Source organism: Leptospira saintgironsiae, assembly GCF_002811765.1.
Classification (GTDB): Bacteria; Spirochaetota; Leptospiria; order Leptospirales; family Leptospiraceae; genus Leptospira_B; species Leptospira_B saintgironsiae.
Genome location: NZ_NPDR01000009.1, coordinates 11832 through 31564, shown reverse-complemented (window position 1 = coordinate 31564; position 19733 = coordinate 11832). Strand labels below are relative to the sequence as shown.

The 19733-nt window shown below is 40.0% G+C and carries 20 protein-coding genes; 13 read left to right on the top strand and 7 right to left on the bottom strand.

Translation table 11 applies throughout. The features are described from left to right. Window positions 1–8 precede the first annotated feature (8 nt). On the top strand, window positions 9–695 hold the full coding sequence (gene lsa25 / locus CH362_RS16550; protein ID WP_100711430.1) for a surface adhesin Lsa25: 687 nt from the start codon (window positions 9–11) through the stop codon (window positions 693–695). Here lsa25 and nadB read toward each other — a convergent pair whose 3' ends face one another. Then, window positions 696–2312 carry an L-aspartate oxidase gene (gene nadB, locus CH362_RS16545; protein ID WP_100711429.1) on the bottom strand — a complete coding sequence of 539 codons (1617 nt, stop codon included), beginning with the start codon at window positions 2310–2312 and terminating at the stop codon, window positions 696–698. Between the two features lie 39 nt (window positions 2313–2351). Next, the gene (locus CH362_RS16540) at window positions 2352–4172 is read right to left on the bottom strand and encodes a S41 family peptidase (protein WP_100711428.1); all 1821 of its coding nucleotides are present in this window, start codon (window positions 4170–4172) and stop codon (window positions 2352–2354) included. 133 nt (window positions 4173–4305) lie between these two features. Here CH362_RS16540 and CH362_RS16535 point away from each other — a divergent pair, with 133 nt between their 5' ends. Then, window positions 4306–5184: a hypothetical protein gene (locus CH362_RS16535; protein WP_100711502.1), complete on the top strand. Its 879-nt coding sequence runs from the start codon at window positions 4306–4308 to the stop codon at window positions 5182–5184. A gap of 152 nt (window positions 5185–5336) precedes the next feature. Here CH362_RS16535 and CH362_RS16530 read toward each other — a convergent pair whose 3' ends face one another. Beyond that, window positions 5337–6083 carry a pyridoxine 5'-phosphate synthase gene (locus tag CH362_RS16530; protein WP_100711427.1) on the bottom strand — a complete coding sequence of 249 codons (747 nt, stop codon included), beginning with the start codon at window positions 6081–6083 and terminating at the stop codon, window positions 5337–5339. 113 nt (window positions 6084–6196) lie between these two features. Between CH362_RS16530 and CH362_RS16525 the strand changes: the two genes are divergently transcribed. The 8 genes from CH362_RS16525 to CH362_RS16490 all read left to right on the top strand — a co-directional run bounded on the left by CH362_RS16525 (window position 6197) and on the right by CH362_RS16490 (window position 13168). Next, entirely contained in the window at window positions 6197–6640 is a 444-nt protein-coding gene (locus tag CH362_RS16525) for a TIGR02300 family protein (RefSeq protein WP_100711426.1), read from the top strand. A gap of 20 nt (window positions 6641–6660) precedes the next feature. Then, window positions 6661–7533, top strand: a complete 873-nt coding sequence (gene miaA, locus CH362_RS16520; RefSeq protein WP_165780286.1) for a tRNA (adenosine(37)-N6)-dimethylallyltransferase MiaA — start codon at window positions 6661–6663, stop codon at window positions 7531–7533. A gap of 14 nt (window positions 7534–7547) precedes the next feature. Beyond that, window positions 7548–7799 (top strand): RNA chaperone Hfq, encoded by a 252-nt coding sequence (hfq, locus tag CH362_RS16515; protein WP_100707730.1) that lies wholly within the window; start codon window positions 7548–7550, stop codon window positions 7797–7799. Further along, window positions 7800–8675, top strand: coding sequence for a hypothetical protein (locus CH362_RS16510; protein ID WP_100711424.1), 876 nt, complete (start codon window positions 7800–7802; stop codon window positions 8673–8675). Beyond that, on the top strand, window positions 8676–9737 hold the full coding sequence (locus CH362_RS16505; RefSeq protein ID WP_100711423.1) for a mannose-1-phosphate guanylyltransferase: 1062 nt from the start codon (window positions 8676–8678) through the stop codon (window positions 9735–9737). A 281-nt stretch (window positions 9738–10018) separates the two neighbouring features. Next, on the top strand, window positions 10019–10750 hold the full coding sequence (locus tag CH362_RS16500; RefSeq protein ID WP_100711422.1) for a hypothetical protein: 732 nt from the start codon (window positions 10019–10021) through the stop codon (window positions 10748–10750). Between the two features lie 10 nt (window positions 10751–10760). Beyond that, entirely contained in the window at window positions 10761–11225 is a 465-nt protein-coding gene (locus tag CH362_RS16495; RefSeq protein WP_100711421.1) for a chemotaxis protein CheW, read from the top strand. Beyond that, window positions 11222–13168 (top strand): hypothetical protein, encoded by a 1947-nt coding sequence (locus CH362_RS16490; RefSeq protein ID WP_100711420.1) that lies wholly within the window; start codon window positions 11222–11224, stop codon window positions 13166–13168. Before CH362_RS16495 ends, CH362_RS16490 begins: the two co-directional genes overlap by 4 nt. Here the strand turns inward: CH362_RS16490 and CH362_RS16485 are convergent. The 3 genes from CH362_RS16485 to CH362_RS16480 all read right to left on the bottom strand — a co-directional run bounded on the left by CH362_RS16485 (window position 13162) and on the right by CH362_RS16480 (window position 14535). Beyond that, window positions 13162–13677 (bottom strand): LIC_12238 family plasminogen-binding lipoprotein, encoded by a 516-nt coding sequence (locus CH362_RS16485; protein ID WP_100711419.1) that lies wholly within the window; start codon window positions 13675–13677, stop codon window positions 13162–13164. The two genes, CH362_RS16490 and CH362_RS16485, sit on opposite strands and share 7 nt — an antisense overlap. Continuing rightward, window positions 13674–13850 carry a hypothetical protein gene (locus tag CH362_RS19280; protein ID WP_165780284.1) on the bottom strand — a complete coding sequence of 59 codons (177 nt, stop codon included), beginning with the start codon at window positions 13848–13850 and terminating at the stop codon, window positions 13674–13676. Before CH362_RS19280 ends, CH362_RS16485 begins: the two co-directional genes overlap by 4 nt. Before the next feature lie 244 nt (window positions 13851–14094). Further along, window positions 14095–14535 (bottom strand): CBS domain-containing protein, encoded by a 441-nt coding sequence (locus tag CH362_RS16480; RefSeq protein WP_100711418.1) that lies wholly within the window; start codon window positions 14533–14535, stop codon window positions 14095–14097. Between the two features lie 349 nt (window positions 14536–14884). Here CH362_RS16480 and CH362_RS16475 point away from each other — a divergent pair, with 349 nt between their 5' ends. The 3 genes from CH362_RS16475 to CH362_RS16465 all read left to right on the top strand — a co-directional run bounded on the left by CH362_RS16475 (window position 14885) and on the right by CH362_RS16465 (window position 18675). Further along, complete coding sequence (locus CH362_RS16475; protein WP_100711417.1) at window positions 14885–16378, top strand: ATP-binding response regulator; 1494 nt, start codon at window positions 14885–14887, stop codon at window positions 16376–16378. Between the two features lie 115 nt (window positions 16379–16493). Further along, window positions 16494–17549, top strand: a complete 1056-nt coding sequence (locus CH362_RS16470; protein ID WP_100711501.1) for a class I fructose-bisphosphate aldolase — start codon at window positions 16494–16496, stop codon at window positions 17547–17549. A gap of 145 nt (window positions 17550–17694) precedes the next feature. Further along, on the top strand, window positions 17695–18675 hold the full coding sequence (locus CH362_RS16465; RefSeq protein ID WP_100711416.1) for a cysteine synthase A: 981 nt from the start codon (window positions 17695–17697) through the stop codon (window positions 18673–18675). Here the strand turns inward: CH362_RS16465 and CH362_RS16460 are convergent. Then, window positions 18672–19670, bottom strand: coding sequence for an LA_0442/LA_0875 N-terminal domain-containing protein (locus CH362_RS16460; RefSeq protein ID WP_100711415.1), 999 nt, complete (start codon window positions 19668–19670; stop codon window positions 18672–18674). The two genes, CH362_RS16465 and CH362_RS16460, sit on opposite strands and share 4 nt — an antisense overlap. Between the last annotated feature and the right edge of the window lie 63 nt (window positions 19671–19733).

The following is a 19733-nucleotide window of genomic DNA, read 5'->3' as shown; positions in this document are numbered from 1 at the left end:
AAAAAGAAATGAGAAAAGTATATTATATAATAAGATCATTATTCACCTTATTCGCGTTTAGCATGCTCGCGATGGGTTGCGAAGAGAAATTAGATCGTAGTCCTTACGGCTTCCGAGAAGAAGATGATAGTGACTTAATAGCAGGAGCGATCTTCTTCCAAAGTTTCACAAACAATGGAGATGGAACAACATCAGATTCCACTAGTGGTTTGATGTGGAAGACTTGTAGCCAAGGTCAAGTATTCAGTGGGGATGCCACTAATTTCAGTTGTAGAGGAGCGAACGGAACTTTATCAAATCCAAGTTCTTTCGGAGCAAAAGAATTACAATATTGTAGTGTTGATCTGAATTCTTGTAACACATTAGGAATTCCTCAAACTCTTACAAATGTATCTCCGATTGGGATTCCCGGAAATTCAGAAGCCTTAGACTCATGTGCAAATGATAACACAGGTGGTCATACGAATTGGAGAGTAGCTAGTTTCTTAGAGTTAAAATATTTAAGCTCTAATAGTCGTAACTTCATGCTTTTGAAATTCCCGGATACGATAGAGTCTTTCTATTGGAGTTCCACAGCTAATGAGCAAGATGTGGGGGGTAAAACTTCTAGAGCAGTATCTTTCACCAGAGATAGATTTGGGGAAGATGAATCCTTTAGTAAGACTTCCCGTTACTTTATTCGCTGCGTAAGATAATTAAAGAGGCGCTTGCAGGTCCCCATGGACCAGGTCATTGATCAGAATTGTATCATGTCTGGATGGGGATCTGTTTTCCGGATAATCAGTAGAATAATGAAGTCCTCTACTTTCGTGTCGGGCAAGTGCAGAACGGATAATCAACTCGGCCACCAATACTAAATTACGAAGTTCTAATAGAGGATTTGTAACTATTGTCCTGTTATAATAGTCTCTAACTTCTGCATAGATCAGATCCATTCTTCTTTTTGCTCTTTCTAAACGTAGATTAGAGCGAACAATTCCCACATAATTGGACATTGTATTTTTGATCTCTGAAAGATCATGGGAGATCAATACCCATTCTTCCGTATTGACTAGACCTTCTTTATCCCAAGAAGGAATTTGTTCATGCTCAGGTAAGAAGTTTGGCGGATTTTTGCGGATCTCTTCTGCGATACGATTGGAGAATACAAGACATTCTAATAAACTATTAGATGCCAGACGGTTTCCACCATGTACTCCAGTGCAGGAAGCTTCTCCTGCTGCGAATAAATTTTCTATTCTGGTTTTTCCCCATAGGTCTGTTGCAATCCCCCCACACATGAAATGGGCTGCGGGAACAACTGGAATTGGATCAGTAGTGATATCGATTCCTAACTCAAGACATTTTGCATAAATAGAAGGGAAGGATTCTTTGATCTCGGCCGCTGGTTTATGCGAGATATCCAACCAAACGTGAGGATCTCCCGACTTCTTCATTTCTGCGTCTATGGCTCTTGCTACTATATCTCTTGTCGCAAGATCAGCCATCGGGTGATATTTTTTCATGAACGGTTCTCCGTCCATTCCAAGCAATACCGCACCTTTTCCTCTAACTGCTTCAGAGATTAAAAACGAATCTCCTTTTTCGTGATAGAGAGAAGTAGGGTGGAATTGATAAAATTCCATATTTCTGATCTCAGCACCTGCACGATATGCACAAGCAACTCCATCACCGGTTGCAATCTTAGGATTTGTAGTATGAGAATAAACCTGTCCGGATCCACCACTTGCTATAATTGTTTTTTTGGCAAGGATCGGAATTACTTCGCCGGTTTGATTGGAGAGAACATATGCACCGAAACAGATCAGTCCCTTCTTTTTGAGATGGTGAGGAGTGATCAGATCTACCACAGTATGGTATTCTAATATTCTAATATTTGGGTTTTGTTTTACGATCTGAAGGAGAGTTTTTTCGATCTCGTGGCCTGTTCTGTCATGAGCATGGACGATTCGATTTGTTCCATGTCCACCTTCTCTATGAAGATCAAATTCGCCCTCTTGGTTCAGGTTGAATGGGACACCATATTCTAAAAGTTCTTTGACTAGAGGAGGGCCTTCTTCTACCAAAACTCGGACTGCTTCCGGATCACAGAGCCCAGCTCCGGATTCCAGAGTATCTTTTACATGATCCTCGAATTTGTCTCCCTGCGCAAAAACGGAGGCGATCCCACCCTGGGCGTAATTGGTATTAGACTCGTAATCGGACTTCTTGGTCACGATCACAGTCTCGCCTACATTAGAAAGTTTTAATGCTTGGAAAAGACCGGTAATACCGCTCCCAATAACTAAAAAATCGGTTTTAATTCTTGGCATTTCTACAGAGTCGGCGGCTATCACACCGCCGAGATTAGATTACTTACGTTTTGCGCCGGTATTTAAAAGGGCTTCTACGTAATCTATGGAACGGATCAATTGGAAATCAGGCTTGATCGGATCGTTCTTATGTTCTTGTATGAACTTCTCCGCTTGTCCGTTTGATTTCACCCAGCCTTCCAATTTTTTCACATCAAAATGGCTTTTTTCCTCAGCAGAAGAAGGTAATTCAGGAAGGTGATTCCACATATTTTCTTCGCGATAATGGAATGGGAAACTGCCGTCTTCTTCAGAAGAAACATCCACATCAGGTTTAACTCCGACTACTTGGATCGTATTTCCAGAAGGTGCATAATATCTAGATTGAGTAAGTTTGATATAATAAGCTCCGTTTCCTCTTAACTCTTGCAGTTTTTGAACGGTTGCTTTTCCGAAAGATCTCTCTCCCAAAATCAAACCACGACCATGATGTTTAAGTGCAGAAGCTACAATTTCAGAAGCAGAAGCAGACTTTGCATTGATTAGAACTGCAACTGGCAGATCAGTTAGATCTTTTTTGCCAGCATTAGAATCTTCCGGGCTTCTGTTCGGACTTTTTACGGAAACGATTAGTCCGTTAGTTACAAACATATCTGCAAGATCAATTGCCAGATCCAAATAACCGCCTGGGTTATTTCTTAGATCTAGAACCAATGCTTTAAGTTTGGTTCCTTTACTAGTAGATTGTTTTTCTAATTCTTTAAAATGTTGAACGAATTCTTTATCAACAGAAGGATCTGATTTTACGAAACCAGTCAGTTTGATATATCCAATATAAGGATGATTGTCTATCAACTTGCTTGTGATATTCCTGATCTCGATTGTGTCTCGGATCACTTCGATCGCTAATGTTCCTGCCACTCCTTTTCTGCGGATGGTCAGTGTTACTTTGGATCCTTTTTTTCCTTTGATCCTCTCAACTACTTTGTCGAGTAACATTCCTTTTGTGGATTTTCCATCTACTGCAAGGATTACATCTCCAGCGCGAACACCAGCAGTAACCGCAGGTCTTCCTTCTAATGGGTTTTCTACGATAACTTCTTTGTTACCACCACCACTTAAGATTGCTCCAATTCCTTCGAAACTTCCATCTTCGATTTTTGCCATGGATTCTTCCCAGGCAGCTTTAAGGAATACTTGGCTATGCGGATCTAAGGAAGAAAGATAGCCGTTCGCAGCAGCTAGATATACATCCTTGATGCTGAATGGTTCTTTATCTTTAGTATCCTCTTCTCCAAACGGATCTTTGAGCGGAGGGGTAGTATAGTTTTGCAGATTTTTTTCGAGGTAAGCAAGAACTCTATCAAAGTCTTTTTTGGAGAAGTTGGTCTGCTCCCATTTGGCGGTGAGCACTTTTTTACGGACCTTCTCCCTTTCGACTAACTTGAGAACCTCGTCATTTGAAAGTTTAGGTTTGTTGGACTCTTCTTTTAGTTTTCTGTCTCGGATCTTTTCTACTTCTTTATAATCCGGATCGAATAGAACAAATTTGTCCTCCGGAGAAAGTTTGAAAGATTTGCCCGGGAAAATATCATCCGACTCTTCGTATTTTTCTCGATCGGTAAAATAACTTTCCGGATACAGATAGAGGCCATGAGGCAAAGATAGAAGTGCAAAAACTGCTGCGTCCTTATAAGCGCGGTTTTTATCTATATTTTTATCTATATAGTTTCCCTCAACGGTCTTGACTACGCTGTCAAAATCTTTGAGAGTGAAATCTGCCGTGGTCTTGGAATTTCCGGAAGAAGGTTGGCAGAAGAAGATGCTCGTACATAAGATAACTGAAAGAAAGGATAAGGAGAGGGATCTCAAGCTTTTCAAATCGGGTCCTCTTTTTGTAAGGTTGATTTTCGATCATTTTCCACCTGGAACAAGCATTGTCAATCTATTCCCCCGAAATCTCTTACTCTATAAAGCTTTGGAAAAGTTCTGTATTCTTGGTTTTTTCTGCTTCGTGGGAACTTTTTACTGCACTTCTGTTTCCGTCCCTGGAGGAGGAAGGTTCGGGTCGGAACTCATACAAGAGCAGGCAATTCTAGATTTTTACGGAACAGAAGAAGAAAGAAAATCTTCTTTAGATTTATTAAAATCTTCCTGTCGATCCTTGAGAAAAGATAGGGGACTCGCTTGTTATAATTTGTCCATTTTATATGATTCTTTGGGAGAAAATCAATCTGCTTGGGAATATGCGGTCAGAGCAAAAAATTCTGATCCAAATGATCCTCTTTACCAAGAACTTGCATTCTCTTCTTCTTTAAAATTGGAATCGGAAAAATCAGCACTTGCAGACCAGGAAGAAGTTTTGTATAAAACTGCAATTTCAGCATGCAAAAAAGGGAATATTGCAGAAGCTTCCGAATCAGTTTCCAAACTCATAGAAATGCAGTCCATTTCCAAAGAATCCTTAACGAAGGGAATATTTGCAGAATGTGGGTTGGATAAGGAATTGGTCTCAAAAGCAAAACCGAATACTATCAAACCTTCTTCCGAATATTATAAATTTCTGGAGAAGAACCATCCTTATAAGAAGGTTTGGGACCTGAGCGGAGAATTCGGCAGGACTCCCAAGGATCTGGTTTCAGGAAATAAGGCCACACAATCCTGGAAAGAACTCAAAAAAGCGGTTTCCACAAAGGATCAGGTTTCTGCCAAAAAACACCTTTTAAGTTTTAAATCGAGTCTGGAAGAATTGGCTAAAACGAACTCGGAGGCATCTTTACTTTCCGCAAATTTAAAAAAAGCGGCCTTTTTATTACTCTCTGAAGATTCGAATTATTCCTCTTTTAAGGAACTCGCAAAAGAACTTTCGGATCTTGAGACACAAAGGAAATAGAGTCACAAAGAAAGTAAGAGGCACAGGGTGGTTTCGCACAGAGTCACAGAGACACTGAGTTTTTTGGCTTACTATTTGCAAAATCACCCCTCCGTGACTTTGTGCCTCTGTGTGAAAAAATCCCTGCGTCTCTTTTTAACTCTGTGTCTCTTTTAACTTAGTGCCTTTAGATACTCTTTCACTGAGGCTTCTAAACCAACATCAAGTGCATAAGACATTAGTCTGTGGCCGATAGAAACTTCTTCCAAGCCCGGAAGACGAGCGAATAGGGGAAGATTAAAATGATCTAGGTCATGTCCTGCGTTAATCCCTATTTTTTGAGCCTGAAGGAACTCCGCCGCTTTTTTGAAAGATTCGAAAGCAGCTTTACCTTCTTCCGGAGAATGATCAAAAGCTTGGGCATAAGGACCTGTATAGAATTCTACACGATCTGCGCCGGTATCCTTTACTAATTTAAGATTCTCTAAATTCGTTTCCATAAAGATGGAAACCCGGATACCTGCATCTTGGATCCTTCGGATATACGTTTTCAGTTCTGAGGAGTCCTTCTTCAAATCGAAACCATGATCAGAAGTGATCTCTCCTGGAGTAACTGGGACTAACGTTGCCTGGTCCGGTTTTGCTTCCAGAACAAGATCTAAAAATCGAGGAGAAGGTTCTCCTTCCATATTATATTCTATCTTCTTCTTTTTATCCCTATTGTAGAGCGTGAGGAACTCCCGCAGATCGAATACGTCATTTTTCTTTATATGTCTTTCGTCTTCTCTGGGATGAACTGTAATTCCATGAGCGCCAGAATCCAAAATCAATTTGGATAGGTTGATCAGATCCGGATGATTTCCACCTCTGGAATTTCTCAAAGTTGCAATTTTGTTTACATTTACGCTCAGATGGACCATAAACCTCGTATTCCGAATCCAATTCTTAGAAAATACAAATTAGCGGAAACTAGATTTCTGACCGCTTTTTCTGCTTGAATCGGAATAAGTGTCTTCCAGCATGGTCAATTCCGATGGCAACAGCTAAGAAAACGGCTAAGAAAAAAGCTGCACCGAAGTCCAAAGCTCCGGTGAAAAAAAGCGCCCCCCCTAAGAAAAAAACTCCTCCGGCAAAGAAGAAGGAAGTTGCTGCTAGCGCAGGCAAGCCTGCAGGGACGACTAAAAAGTCTTCTGCATCCAAATCTTCCCTCAATCCTCTGGGTAAAAAATTCACCTGTCATACTTGTGGAACTAAATTCTACGATCTAAACAAAGAAGTAAAAATCTGCCCTAAATGCGGAGCCGATCAAAGTAAACGTCCTCCTTCTAAATCAAGGACCCGTGCGGCCAGAGTGGAAGAAGAAGAGTTTCCAGAAGAAAACTTAGACTACGATTCCGAAGCAGGTTTCGAAGAAGAAGAAGGTATTGTGGAAGAACCTCTTGAAGAGGAAGAAGACGAGGAAGAGGAGGAGGAATAATTCCCCTTTCCAATTCCATTCTGATCATCACCGCTCCCACCGGGGCCGGAAAAACGGCTCTGGTGAGAGAATTAGATCCTTCCCGTTTTGAAATTATTTCCTTCGATTCCAGACAGATCTACAAAGAGTTAAGCATAGGAACTGCAGCCCCAAGCCAGGAAGACTGCGAAAAAATCCCCCACCATCTAGTTTCATTTCTTTCGCCTTCCGAGTCTATAGACGCTGCAAAATTTGTGACAATGGCAGAAGAAGCCCTGGATGATATACTTTCTAGAGGCAAAATCCCAGTTTTAACAGCAGGAACAGGGTTTTATTTAAATGCTTTTTTGTACGGAATGTTTCCCGTTCCGAAAATCACTGAAGAAATAAAACTTAAAGTAGAATCCTTAAGTATGGAAGAAAGGATCCAAGAGCTCCAAATATTGGACCCTAAAGCTCTCCAAAAAATCTTTCCAAACGATAACTACAGATACGGAAGAGCCTTAGAAGTAAATTGGATGGGAACTCTTTGGTCCGAACTAAAAGTGGAAGAGGGGAAGGGCGCCCTAATTTCCAAAAATTTGAATATACTCGGGGCCTTCTTTTTAGATCTGGATCGAAAAGAATTATATGAAAGGATCGATTCCAGGGCCAAAAAAATGATAGAATCTGGAATGGCTGAAGAAGCAAAAAGGGTCTCCGATAAATACGGTGAAGATTGTCCCGGTCTTCAGTCCTTAGGTTATAATTTCGCGCTTGAAAATATTAAAGGAACGTCCAATCTTGAGACATTCTTTGGGAATTTAAGCCAGTCTCATCGGAATTACGCCAAACGTCAGATTACTTGGTTTCGAAAGCAAAAGATCTTGGAACCGATCCATCCGAGTGAAGCGTATAAAAAGATAAAAATATAAACGGATAAAAATCTATGTCTGCTAAAAATAATATACAGGACCAACTGCTCAATACGGCTAGAAAAGAAAAACTAGAATTGACCATCTATCTTCTTAACGGAGTTCCTTTAAAAGGGAAAGTGGTAAGTTTTGATAATTTTACTATAGTCCTTGAGCAAGAGAATAAGCAGAGTTTGGTGTACAAACACGCGATCTCCACTATCATTCCTGCCAAAGTAATCAAACTTTATACAGAAGAAGCAGCAAAAGAAGCTCCTTCCGCCTAAATGTTCCGAAAGATAGGCCGGGCACTTTTCATTCTATTTATATTAGCGGGGATCCTACTGGCATCCTATCCGCTTTTTTTTATAAAGGAAGGAGAAGCCCTGCTTGTCTGGGAGCAAGATTCTAAGTTAGTTTCCTTTGTTCGTGGTCCGGGCTTTGCCTATGAACCGGCAGTGATCCAGTTCTGGGATAAGTCTGTTCGTAAAGAATCCTTAAACTCATTGGCTTTAGAGTTAGAGATCCATCACGATCTTTCTTCCGGATTATTCTCCGAAAAATCGGAAGAAGGTAAGATCAGAGCTAAACTGGATCTATCCTTTCATCTAGAGGAAGAAGGATCTAAAAAGTTTTTTCTCTCCGGAGGAAAAACAGACCAAGGAAGAGCAAAATATCTCTCTAATATTTTTCAGTCCAAACTTAGGGCGGGGATAGAAGACGAGAAAAATATCAATTTAAACAAAGATTCTATCTCTGCTTTCCTAAGAAACGATATCCTGAGAATTCTCTCGAATGATATTCCTTGGCTTAAGATAGAATCGGTTCGCATTATCAGTCTGGATATTCCTGATCCGATACTCATCGCGAATATATTCCGTAATCCTAACTATATTTTGGCTAAAAAGTTAGAAAGAATAGAAGCCTTAAAAAAGGCGGAATCTTACTCTATACAAGAAGAAGCAAAACTTGCAGTTTCCAAAAAGAAATGGGAACAATATAAGGATTTTCTAAAGAAGAATCCAGATATGAAAGAGTTCCTACTATACGATAATATCGGAGAGAATGTTGATGTTCTACTTCTTCCTTCTGATACCGTTTTTGGAGATCCTAAATCTTTGAGTAAGAAAAAGTCCGCCCCCAAACCTAAAGAGGTGGAATAAATGACACAAGACAAACCCGTAGTACTCATTATGGCGGGAGGAAAGGGAGAAAGATTCTGGCCAAGATCCAGAGTTTCTACTCCTAAACAACTCCAGAAAGTATACTCTAAAAACACTCTTTTGAAAGAGACTTTGAATCGTGCTTATACTATCACAAGTCCTGATAGAGTTTTTATTGGAACAAACGCTACTTTAAAAAAAGCGATCCTCGCTCAGGAAAGAACTTTCCCAGAAAATAATTTTATCATAGAGCCTGAAGGAAAAAACACTGCACCCATCATTGCTCTTGCTTCTTTATATTTTAAGGAGAAGTTTGGAGATCCAGTTCAGGTTGTACTTTCCGCAGATGCTTGGGTAAATTCTGACAAAGAATTTGCAAAAAGTATCCAAAAGGCTTTGAAAGAAGCAGACGAACATTTGGTTTTACTAGGTATCAAACCGAATCGTCCTGAAGTAGGTTATGGTTATATCGCTTCTGGAAAACCGACTAAACATGGATTCGAAGTGAAATCATTCTTCGAAAAGCCGGATGTAAAAACTGCTCTCAAGTATATTAAAAAAGCAAACTTCTATTGGAATCCGGGGATCTTTCTTTGGAAGACAAGTTTGATCTTGGATGAGTTTGAAAAACATTCTCCTAAAATTTTAAAACCTCTTAAAGACAGATTTCCATTCAAGAAGATGGGAGATTTGGGAGAAGCATTCAAACTTCTTCCTTCCGAGCCAGTTGATATCGCCATCATGGAAAAGAGTGCTCGTATTAGAATGGTAGAAGCAAGTTTCTCTTGGGACGATGTTGGCTCTTGGCTTTCATTGGAAAGAGTATTGCCTGGAGATAACCAAGGCAATCGTCATATCGGTAAAGAAATTCTATTTTATAAATCCGGAAACAACGTCACTCAGACTAGAAAAGAATTCACTGCATTACTAGGAGTGCAGGATATCGTAGTAGTTGAAGAGGAAGACGTTCTCTTCATCGCTTCTAAAGAAGGAATAGGTGATATTAAGAATATGGTTGCTGAAATCCGTAAAAATAAAGGTTTACAAAAGTACACCGAATAATTTCCTGGCAGGTTAGGAACAGAATCAGGAGAACCGAATGCCTTCCGGTAAAAAAAGAAAGCGAAGAAAGATCGCGACTCATAAGAGGAAGAAAAAAAGAAGACAGAATCGTCATAAGAAGAAAGGCAAATAAGATATTCTTATAATATCTAAAGACCGGGAAATCGAATCGAAGACCCGGTCTTTTTCGCCCGCCATCCTCATCGGGAACTCTCCCGACTCGAAATTAGCAACTATCAAAGCCTAAAGCAAAATTCAAAATTGGCCGATCATGTTGCTGTATGGGATCCTTCCAGGACTATTCTCTTTTAAGACGTTGGTGGAAACCCGAGTTTCCCCCAGCTAAAGGATATACAAAATCCTACCAAGCTAAAACTCCAGATGGAGATATTCTCCAGGCCGACTTTCATTTTCATGATCGTAAGATCAGACTTACTTTGGAAGCCGCCGGGGAGAATGGCCGCATTTATGTTTCCACTATTCGAGATGGATCCATCCTAAAAGAGACCGACCTAACCACAGGTAGATCTTATCCTCTTTATTCCAGATTTGCACCATTTAGGGACTTATTATCTTCTCTTCCTGATAAGGACGCTCTGCAGATTTTGGGTGGGGCATACGGAGTTTCTCCTGAACCATTGGGAGGACCGGAGAGAAGGACTCTTAAACCTTGGGAAATTTCTACCAAGTACGATCATATTTTTGGAATCGATCGTAACCCTAGATCCTGGAAAAGATTTTTTCAAAGAGAGAAAAAAGAGCCCTTATGGACCAGGATCAAAAGAAGGATCTGGGGAGATCTACAGGACTATTCCTTAGGCCTTGCGTCTGCTCTAGGGATCTGGTATGCATACATGGATTTTTATTTACTCGGATTTTCGCTCGCCGTTTTCGGTTTGCTTTTTGGCGGATTGGACTGGATACTGAGGAAACGCGATCCGCTTTTCTCAAAAGTTGTAATTTTTTTAGGTTCTGGATCGTATTTTTATTACTACGGATTCACCCGTTTCTAAAGGAGGGGGAATGTCCGCCGAAATCGAACACCAGTACATTCTATTTAGCTTGGGAGAGGAAGAATACGCTCTTCCAATCGTTCTTGTGGATGAGATCATCAAGATCCATAACCTGGTAAAGGTTCCCAGATCCAAAAATTACTTCGCTGGTATCATGGATATCCGTGGCAAAGTAGTTAAGATGGTGGACCTAGGTGTGAAACTTAGTATTCCCCATACCCACGAGCAAGGTTATGATCGTGCAATCGTGGTAAAAATTGGCGGAGAATCCGTCGGTATCATCGTAGACAAGGTAGCTAACGTAGCATTGTTCCCTCCGGAAACAATCAATCCTCCTCCTCCTTCTATCAAAGGAATTTCCTCCCGTTATATCACGGGTGTCGGTAAAAAGGACGATAGATTCATCATCCTGATCGATATCGAAAAAATTCTAGGATCTGAAGAATTAGCGGAGTTGGGTGCTGGGGCGAAATGAAACAAGCCCGCCTGAAACTGGGCGTTATACTCCTGATCATCTTTGGGTTAGGAGTAGGCGTCCGAACTGAGGCGGATGAGCAGGACCAAAGATTAGATCCTGCAGGTATTTATAAACTTCCCCATGAGGTAATCCCTCCAGCTACTCTCCGAACATTAAAGGAGAATCTACTCAACTCTTCCGACACAGAAACTGCTTCTGATCCGATCACAATGATCCGTCAAGTTTTAGATCCGTACTATGCTCAATTCGTGGATCCAAAAAGAACGGAAGAAGAAAGAAGACTAGGTCGTATCTTCACAGAAAAAACAGACCGAAATACTCTTCGCCTTTTGATCTTAAAAATGTTAGGTAAGATCACGGGGGGACAACAACTTAGAGATTCTCCTATTTTATTCGAACTACATTGGTTACTCAGCCAAGAACATGCTAAGAAGAAGCAAAACTTCAAAGCATTGGAAGAAGCTTTGGCCGCTCTCAGATACAGAGATTTTTCCCATACGGAAGAATCATTTCCAAAGGAAGAAAGACTGAGAGAATTATACGATACAAACGAAATTGATAGAGCAAGACAACATGCAAAGGTCAAAAGAGAATTAGAAAAAGCGACTTTAGATCTGGAAAATGCAAAGGATAGAGTCCATCTTTTAGAAGCTGCTTCTGCAAGGGAGAAGGATCTGATCTTTGAATCTAATCCTCCTAGAAATGCACGGAAGGTGACTTCAAATGATATCAGTCTTGCAAAACAGAATGTAAAAAATGCGGATGATTCATTAAAAAGAGCGGCCAGTGCTTATAAAGATTCATTCGAGAATAATTATTATCCATTTTTCAAAAGAAAATCAAGAGAAGACGCGGATACAATTTTTACCTTAGCAAAACTCGTAAAAGATTCGGAAAATGAAAACAAAGAAAGACTAAAAGTGGTGAATAAAACCTCTGTGAGCGGGCAGGGGATCTTTGTTTTATTCGATTATAAAAGAAATACAGACTTCTTCGCTTATGCTGCACTGCTCGAACTGGCATTTCGTTTAGATCCAGAACATTCACAAGTAGTTTTAGCTTTGGCAGAAGAGCTAAAGGCCTCAGGTAAAAAAGCAAAGTCTCTAGACTTCTTCTTAAAATTTCTGGCACTTGCATTAAAAGAAAATAAAACTCCAGCAGAGATAGCGTATGTATATCGTGCGATTGCTTCTTTGCATACTGAACTCAAACAGTATGTTTTAGCTGCAGAGTTTTATGAAAAATATTATCTTTCAGAGCCTGATCCAAAGAAAAAAGGGATCTATGCATTTGAACTTGGGAATTTTTTCGAAAGCAAATTAGGTAATTTAGAATCTGGAAAAAAATATTACGAAGACTGGCTGCAGATTAGGGAGCAGGAAAAAGCGACTGCTTCTGATCTATCTTTTACGGACTCACAGGAAAGAATTCGAATGGAGGTCCTTGCGTATTTAGGGATCTCAAAATTATATCGATACGAGAAAAAACCTCCTAAAGAAAAAGAAGAACTTATCAGATCGATCCAGGCATACGATCGACTCAGAGAAAATCTAAGATTAGAAGAAGAGAAATATTCCTTGGGCAAAAAGGAATTATTGCGGATCAAAAAAGGTCTCTTGGAAAGAACAAACGACCAAGATATGGCACAATACAGACTTAAAAGTTTAGAGATGGAAGAATCCAAAGAAAAAATGGATATTATTCGCACTAAGCTAGATACTTCTCCAGGCCCAAGAGCGATGCAAAGATTATCCGTATTATATGAATTCGAAAAGGATTATGGACAATCCAAAAAAATGAATGAAGAGATCCTGAAAGTAGGAAATCAAACTGAGATCAATCTTGCTTTGAAAAACATAGAAAGGATCAATAAAATTTTAGAAGATGGAATGCAAAGAGATCCTTATCCAAGGGATCCACTTTCGGGCGACACTTACTGATTTAAAGTTTTTTTAGCCTTAGTATATTTATCTATATCGTCGCCGGATTCTTTTTCCTCTTCTCTTTCTTCTGGTTCTATTACTCTGAATTCTACCTGATCGATCACTTCTCCCTCATAGGAGACCTTGACTAAATATTTGCCTGCGATCAATTCTTGGAAATGTCCTGTGATACTGGAGCTAGAAATTTCAGGTCTTTTCCGTCTTACTTCTATCTCGTTAAAGCCTACTTGGAATCTACTTAGACTCACATAAATTTCTGCTTCCGGATTAGGAGTTCTGGAAAATTTATAAAGATATACCAATGTTTTGTTTGTAGGGAAGATCAACTTTTCCCTAGTAAGAGTGAACTCTTGGGTAGTGGTGAATTTTTTCTCCAGTAAAGTTTGTTTAGTCTCATCCACCAAAGCCCAGCCGAATTCTCCGCTCATTCCCAAACAGGAAAAGGAGAAGAATGAATATAATAAAATTATAAAATAGGAAAACCGGACATTCATTCCTTGGATCATTCTCCCTTTTCTACTACTCTTCCCTTCGCGGAAATGTCTTTTTCTCTAGAAGAATATTCTCTGTCTGGGTACACCACTCTAAAACCGGCACCTTCGTTTCTCCCGGGAAACATGAGTCTTTGTAAAAAGCGATACGTTAAATATGCGAATAATATAATTAAAAGGAGTTTCATGTCTTTTAGTCCCGTTCTGGACAGCCGCCTTAGTCTATACTTGCCGGAAAAGTGATTCCGGCAACCCGATTTCCAAAAAACGGAGTTGCGAGTTTAGGTAATGATATTACTTTTTAGGAATTAACGGGAATACCCGAATGTGAGCCACTTGCCCCCTGGATATAGTCCAGGCGGGGCATTTTTCTATTACATTTCTCGAAGGTTCGATAATCGGGGAGTGTCCGAGCAGAAAGAATAAACAGGATCAGATAAATCCGGATTCACTATATATATAATTTTTTAAGTTTTTATTCTCTTCTTCTGTTTTCGCGATTTTTGCTTTTACAGCATCTCCGATAGAGACTATCCCCACCAATCTGTTCCCATCCAGAATTGGCATGTGCCGGATCCTTTTTTTTAGCATAATAGAAAGAACTTCATCCACTTGGTCGTTCGGTTGCATAGTAGTCAATGTAGTGGACATTAGATCTGCCACTGTTTTCTCGAATACTGCTTCCCGATCTGTGGAGGCAAAATGAAGTAAATCCCTTTCTGTAAATATACCGGCGAGTTTCCCTTCTTTCAGCACGATCACTGAACCTATATCATACTTGGTCATAAATCGGATCGCTTCCCAAACGGTGGTATTGGGTTCCACCGAGAGGATCTTTCGGTCCTTTTTTTCCAAGATATCTTTTACCAGCATGGCTACCTCTAGGCCCAAAGTGTAGTTTTGACGGAGCTTCGATTCAAGGACTTTTTTTGGAAAAAAGAGGTCGGAACTATGACAAGCTTTTGGTTCTTTTAGTCGGAAGAGCGGAAAAATGAGGACTAAAATTGGAAAAAAACAATAAAATAGGACTGTATATAAATTTCCAGAATTCAGTGATTTATTCCTGGATTCTAAAATGGTAAAATAGATCTAAGGAGAAGTTTTGAAAATTTTGCGGAAACAATTATATTCCTAAAAAAGGATTTCCCAATTCACTCCTAACGTGGGAGCATAACGGGAGAGCCGCAGTTTTTACCACTTCAGGAATATGTTATTATCGAACATGAGTTCTTCTTCAGAACAACCGAATATTCTAATCGTCGAAGACGAGTGGCTTCTATCTTTCAACCTCCAAAAGACTCTCCAAAATTTAGGTTATAAGGTTGCGGGAGTCGCTGCGAACGGTCAAGACGCTCAATCTATTTTTAAAGAAACAGATCCAGATCTAGTTCTTATGGATATCTCTATCGAAGGAGATATGGATGGGATACAAACTGCACAACATATCCAAAGGATCAAAGACGTTCCTATTGTTTTTATGACTGCCTATACTGACGACTCCACGTTTATGAGAGCGATGGATGCGGCTTCTACTTATGCTTATATAACTAAACCATTTCAGAATCACCAACTTAAGTCTTCTATAGAGATCGCACTTCGCCAGCAAAAACGTTTGGGAATTGTTAAGGAAAGTGGCAAAGAATTTAAGAATGTGATCCAAAGTATTTCGGAAGGTGCAGTCTCTCTGGACGGCGAGGGAAATATTATATTTCTAAATCATTCTGCAGAAGAGCTGACAGGCTGGACCCTGGAAGAGGCTCTCGGAAAACCCGGAGATGTGGTTCTTTCTTTTATCCAAACTCAAATCGGTTCAGGAGAACATCCTGATAATTTAGGTCATAATCTCAGATATATTCCAGCGGTCCTTGTTAGAAAGGATGATAGAAAGATCAGGGTAGGATTCAGAGTTTCGCCTATTAGAGATGAGGCAAATCGTATTGTAGGAAGTATCGTAACCTTCTCCGAATTGGACCTTCTATCCGTATCTGAAAAAAGGATCTCGGAAATGGAGAAGGTAATCCAATCCGAAAAAAGATTGGAGTCCATCCAGAAATTGGCGGCGGGTATCGCTCACGAGATCAATAATCCTCTTATGGGTGTGATCAATTACGGAAATATTATCCGTAATAAAAAGGACCTTCCTGCTGATATTCGAAATTACGCAAGAGTGATCATAGAGCAAGGAGAAAGGATCTCCGGTATTATCCGAAATCTGATCTTATTTTCTAGATCTGATAATGAAGAGCCTGTTTGGTGTAAGTTGGATGATATTCTCGCCGGGGTAGAAGGGATTATCTCCGAATTATTAAAATCTAAAAATCTTGAGATCTCAAAAAATATTCCAGCCGATATGCCGGATGTCTTCTTAAAGCAGAATCAAATTAAAGAAGTATTATATTATCTTTTATATTTTTATGCGGATGGTGTTGGCTCCGATCTGAAAGGAAGTACGATCCATTTTAACGCAGGGTTAGAAGATACTAAAACAGATTCAGGACCATATCTGGACATTCGACTTTCAGGAACCTTGAACGGAGAGTTAGACCCTGAGAATGCTTTCCAACCTTTTGAAAGGATACAATCAGATGACTCCAGGATAGGGATGGGGCTTTCCGTTTGTTACGGGATCATTCAATCCAATCATGGAAAACTGGATGTTCAAAAGTCCAGCTCGGGTACTGATTTCCATATCCGTCTTCCAGTCCAGATTAAATAAAGAACCTGCTTTAGACCTCTCTTAGCCTTAGGATTCCAGCCGAAAATCGATGGAAATTTTGGGCTTCGCCCCAAAACTAGTCACCAGATCGATAAAACCAATAGGTATAACTGGAATGTTAGATAAAATCAAGAGCGCATTAGGTGCGGAAGCGGATTCTCTCTTAAATCATGTCTCTAAAACCATCCCCAAGGAAACCCTGACCATCCCTGGTCCAAATTACATTGACGAAATTTTTGCTAAGACTGACAGAAATAACTCTGTACTTAAAAATTTCCAATCCATCTACAACACTGGACGTCTTGCAGGAACAGGATATCTTTCCATTCTTCCTGTGGACCAAGGGATTGAGCATAGCGCGGGTGCTTCTTTCGCTAAAAACCCTGCTTATTTCGATCCAGAAAATATCGTAAAACTTGCAATCGAAGGCGGATGTAACGCAGTTGCTTCCACTCTTGGAGTTTTAGGATTAGTATCTCGTCAGTACGCTCACAAGATTCCTTTTGTAGTTAAGATCAATCATAACGAACTTCTAAGCTATCCAAACAAATTCGACCAGATCCTCTTTGCAAATGTAGAGCAGGCATTCGATATGGGAGCAGCTGCCGTAGGAGCTACAATCTATTTCGGTTCTGACGAAAGTTCCAGACAGATCCAAGAGATCTCTGAAGCTTTCCACAGAGCTCATGAACTAGGACTCGTAACTATTCTTTGGGCTTATCTCAGAAATGATGGATTCAAAAACGATAAAGCTGATTATCATATCGCTACTGACCTTACTGGACAAGCAAACCATTTGGCTGCTACTATCCAGGCAGATATCGTAAAACAAAAATTGCCTGAAACTAACTTAGGTGGATTCAGAGATCTGAAATTCGGTAAAAAAGATGATAAGATGTATACTGATCTTTCTTCCGATCATCCGATCGATATGGCAAGATACCAAGTAGCAAATTGTTACATGGGTAAAATTGGTCTGATCAACTCTGGTGGACCTTCCGGTTCTAATGATCTTGGTGATGCGGTAAAAGCTGCAGTTATCAACAAAAGAGCTGGTGGAATGGGACTTATCTCCGGAAGAAAGGCGTTCCAAAAGCCTATGAAAGACGGGGTAGCCTTATTAAACGCGATCCAAGACGTATATCTTTCTAAAGACGTAACAATCGCTTAATTAACGGTTCGAAAACATAGATCATTTTTCCGGTACAAAAAACAAAATCGGAAAAATTCGAGGGGGAAAGCGGATTCACGAAAGTGGATTTGCTTTCCTTTTTTTATTTGCACTTACGTTAAAATATTATAATAAAGAGGCTCTTATGGAGATCAAAAAAGGTTTTGCAGATGCGATTGGGAATACTCCTCTCATCCGTTTAAATTATTATTCGGACCTAACAGGTTGTGAAATTTTAGGAAAAGCTGAATTCTTAAATCCTGGAGGTTCCGTAAAAGATAGGGCCGCATTATTTATCATTGAGGAAGCAGAGAAGAAGGGACTTTTAAAGCCAGGCGGAACAGTAGTCGAAGGCACTGCGGGAAATACTGGAATAGGGCTCGTACATATCTGTAATGCAAAAGGATATAAATGTTTGATCGTAATTCCGGACACTCAATCCAAAGAAAAGATAGATCTACTTAGAACACTTGGTGCAGAAGTAAGAACAGTTCCTGCAGTTCCTTATAAAGATCCGGGAAACTATGTAAAAGTTTCTGCTCGTATCGCAGAAGAAACTCCGAATGCCATCTGGGCAAATCAATTCGACAATGTGGCAAACCGTTTGGCACATTATCATACTACAGGACCTGAGATCTGGAGACAAACAGAGGGAAAAGTGGATGCTTGGCTTGCATCTTTAGGAACAGGAGGAACATTCAGCGGGACTGCGATGTTCTTAAAGGAAAAAAATCCTAAGATCAAAACAATCGCTGCAGAACCTTATGGATCAGCAATTTATAATTTTGTAAAAAAGGGTGAACTAAGCTCAGAAGGAAATTCTTTCACAGAAGGAATTGGTAACGGAAGAATTACTGAAAATATGAAAGATGCACCTTTTGATGATGCGATCCGAGTTACAGACGAAGAATGTTTAGAGTTTATTTATACACTTCTCCGCAAAGACGGATTGTTTGTAGGTGGATCTAGCGGGATCAATGTAGGTGCTGCAGTAAAACTTGCAAAAGAGCTGGGACCAGGAAAAACAATAGTCACAATACTTGCGGACAGTGGAGCAAGATACCAGTCCAGGTTATACGACCAGGACTGGTTGAAATCGAAAGGATATTCTATTCCAGAAGTTTAGAAAGAACTTACATATCTCAGGTCGGTGCGGTATTCCCAAAGATTACTCGCGCCACCTGCAGCAATAGGCATATAATTACTTTTGAAATTAAAACCTTCTTTCACAGCTTCTCCGGAAGGAGTTTGGATTATATTATGAGTGGCCCATTTTTGGCCTAAAAAATAACTCTGAGCTAATTGAATTAAATACAAACCAACACCCATATAAAGTCCTGTTCTGCTATAAGTCTCGTATTGGTTCTCTTTACTCTTAAAGGAATTATATTCTGAAATACTATCCGATTGCATTTTAGTTACTATAACTGAAGCTCCAGTAATACCTGAACCTTGGATCTGTGCATAAGTAACTGGATCTTCGAATAAAATTTTGCTCATACGATTCTCAGCTTTATTATGTTGTTCTGTTGCTGCTTGGCTTCCACCGATTGCAACGAGGAAAGAAAGACCGATTGCAATCTGATAAGCCCTTGCATAATTCTCATGTTTCATTGTAGAAAGTCCCCAACCCGGTAGGATTGCAGATTTCCAAACAGGCTCCCAAGGATTTCTGTTAGCAGAAATATATTCTTCCCAACTTGAATCTTGTTCGTCTATGTACTTCTCGATCAAGGCTAAACGCTTTTGGACCGCCTTATAACTGTTCTCCTTGATCATTTGTTCCAGAAGAATGGTGTCTAATTGTTCTTCTTTCTCAGGCTTCTTGCCGTCTTTGTTCAGCTTCTTTTTTTCAGCCTCGAATAATTTTGCAAGTTCCGTCTCGTCCTTGATATCTTTGAAGATGATCTTTAAGATCTGGGACTTAGCTAAGGTTTGTCTTTTGGTTTCTTTTAGAATTGTAACAGTGTCAGTAGATTGATCGATTACAGTTCCATAGGTTTTTTCACCGTTTTTTAAAAGGATCGTTTCCGCCGAAACTTGGCTGAATACGATCGTAAGGAATATAACGGAAGCTGATAAGGACTTAGGTCCTGGTAGAATTGAGCGGAGATTTTTCATTCGAATTCCTATTCGGTCTTTTGAACTTTTCTCCCTTTGTCACCTTCGCAAGGCCGCCGAGTC